The sequence below is a fragment of the Nakamurella sp. genome (genome assembly GCF_048594475.1).
In the GTDB taxonomy this organism is placed as follows: domain Bacteria; phylum Actinomycetota; class Actinomycetes; order Mycobacteriales; family Nakamurellaceae; genus Nakamurella.
In genome coordinates, this window is sequence record NZ_JBMDXT010000018.1 from 1 (window position 1) to 2,232 (window position 2,232).

The 2,232-nt window shown below is 73.0% G+C and carries 3 protein-coding genes; all 3 read left to right on the forward strand.

Translation table 11 applies throughout. The features are described from left to right. On the forward strand, positions 1-998 hold a 998-nt coding region (locus ACOJUF_RS00925), incomplete at its 5' end, for a hypothetical protein (protein ID WP_420119987.1). Then, on the forward strand, positions 995-1,504 hold the full coding sequence (locus ACOJUF_RS00930; protein WP_420119988.1) for a hypothetical protein: 510 nt from the start codon (positions 995-997) through the stop codon (positions 1,502-1,504). The genes ACOJUF_RS00925 and ACOJUF_RS00930, both read left to right, overlap by 4 nt. A gap of 88 nt (positions 1,505-1,592) precedes the next feature. Beyond that, positions 1,593-2,232, forward strand: a 640-nt coding sequence (locus ACOJUF_RS00935) for a TerD family protein (RefSeq protein WP_420119989.1), incomplete at its 3' end; no start/stop codon positions are given.

Sequence of the window (2,232 nt, forward strand, 5' to 3'; positions counted from 1 at the left end):
GTAGGCCCGCAACCCGGTATCGGCCCGTGCCCGCCGCGGCCGCCGCCCGCGAGGGGGTGAACACCCCGCTGACCGGCGGGGCGGGCGGTCAGCCGCCGGCGTTCGTCGACACCTTGCCCAGGGTGGGCGCCTACGAGGCCCGGCTCAAGCGACTGGTTCTCGAGTTGGTCCAGGAGGAGTACGACCAGCTGGCCCGGGGCAAGGCGGCCAAGCGCGGACCCGGCGATCTGTTCGACTGGGAGCACATCCGGGCCGTCGCCGAGCGGTCCAAGGCGGCGACCGACGCCGTCTTCGGCAAGTGGGCGCTCGGTCCGCCGCTCGCCCCGCATGTCAGCATTCACGACGCCTGGGACACCAAGGTCAACCTGCTCCTCGATGTCGACGCGCAGGACGCCGCCGCGAACTGGCGGGTCGAGAAGTTGCTGACCGGCCATCCTCGGGTCCGCATCCTGGACCGCGAGCACGGCGCCATCCAGAGCCGGGGGCCGGAGAAGGCGATCGTCGACCGGGTGAAGTCCCAGATCGTGACGGCCAAGGGCGCGGAACTGCTGGAGACGCACAAGGCGTGGCCCGCGTTCGCCGCCAACGGGGTCGTGAACATCCAGCGCTTCAAGGGCGCGACCAACCGGCACAACCGCTGGGAGATGTGGCAGCTGTTCCAGACGGTGGTCCACGAGTACCTGCACACGCTGGAACATTCCCGGCACCGGGGTTACCAGGGTGGCCTGGACCAGCAGGCCGGCGCCTTCACCCTCCGCGAGGGCGTGGTCGACTACTTCACCCACACGGTGCTGGAGTCGGTCGACTACGGCGACGACGCCTTGCGCCGGGTGGTCGAGGGCGACTTCTACGAGCCCGGGGTGGTCGACCCGATCCCGCCGTACCAGGGTTACCCGGAACGGGCCAACGCCGAGAAGCTGGCCGGTGTCGTCGGTGCCCGCAACGTGATGGCGGCGTTCTTCCTGGGCGACGTCGAGAAGGTCGGAGGAACCCCATGAACGACGGGTCCGATGCGGTCCGGGACTTCGCCGCCCGGGACCTGACCGCGCTCGCCGGTGGCGGTGGACTCGACGCCGGGTCGCCGGTGGGCGAGGTCGCCGGACGGCTGGGCGCCGATCCCGCCGTGTACGGCCGGCACTTCCTCGGCCGGCCACCGCAGGAGACGTTCTGGTGCCCGGCCACGGTCGGCGGCTTCGGCGGTCCGGTGAAGATCTGGTTCCGGGACGGCCGGGTGGTCAAGATCGAGGGCGAGTGGCCCGAGCTCACCCCCGACGCCGTCGCGGCGCTGGGGCCGCCGGACGCCGAACTGGACTACCTCCGCGACGTGGCGATCGTGCCCGAAGGGGAAAAAGTCTGGGCCGCACACGGGTTCGCGGTCAAGATGAACCGCTCCGGCCGGCAGGTGATCGCGCTGTCGGTATTCCCGACGACCACCGTCGAGGGGTTCGAGGCCGGGATCCGCGGCGCCGGCGACTACCGGGAATCACCCGCCCCCGGCGCCTGATCGCGGCGGCCGCGGCGGCCCGCGGAGCCGGTGGTTTTCCGGCCGGCGGACGCGGCGGCCAACCGGCACGATGGATGCCATGCCATGGATGGTCAAGGGGTCCAACCTGCCGGTGTCCGCGCCCGCGGTGCGGTGCGTGATCCAGTGGTCCGGCGGCCCCGGGGTCCCCGACGTCGACGCATCGGCCCTGCTGCTGGACGAGCGGGGCAAGGTCCGGGGCGACCAGGATTTCATCTTCTACAACCAGCCGGCGCACGCCTCGGGGGCCGTGCGGCACGTGGGCAAGCAGTCAGGCCCGGGCGGCGTCACCGATACCCTGACGGTCGATCTGAGCCGGCTTGAGCCGGCAGTCGACCGGGTGGTGCTGGCCGCGTCCGCGGACGGCGGGACGTTCGGCCGGGTGCCCGGGTTGGCCCTGATCGTCGGCGACCCGGCCGGCGCCGAGATCGCCCGGTTCGAGATCGTCGACGCGGCCACCGAGACCGCCTTCGTTCTCGGCGAGCTCTACCGGCGGGCCGGGGCGTGGAAGTTCCGCGCGGTCGGTCAGGGGTACGCGAGCGGGTTGGCCGGGTTGGCGACGGACTTCGGCATCAGCGTGGAGGATCCCGGCCCGGCGGAGCCGCCCGCACCCGCGGCGTCCGCGCCGGCGGCCCCGACCGGGCGGGCCGATGGTCCGGCGCCGGCCCACCCGGGTCTGGCGCAGCGCCGGCCACCCCCGCCCGCAGCCG

What these genes read in the sequence shown, in the direction of transcription:
- ACOJUF_RS00930 (WP_420119988.1), top strand. Translation starts at nt 995, where the DNA reads ATGAACGACGGGTCCGATGCGGTCCGGGACTTCGCCGCCCGGGACCTG.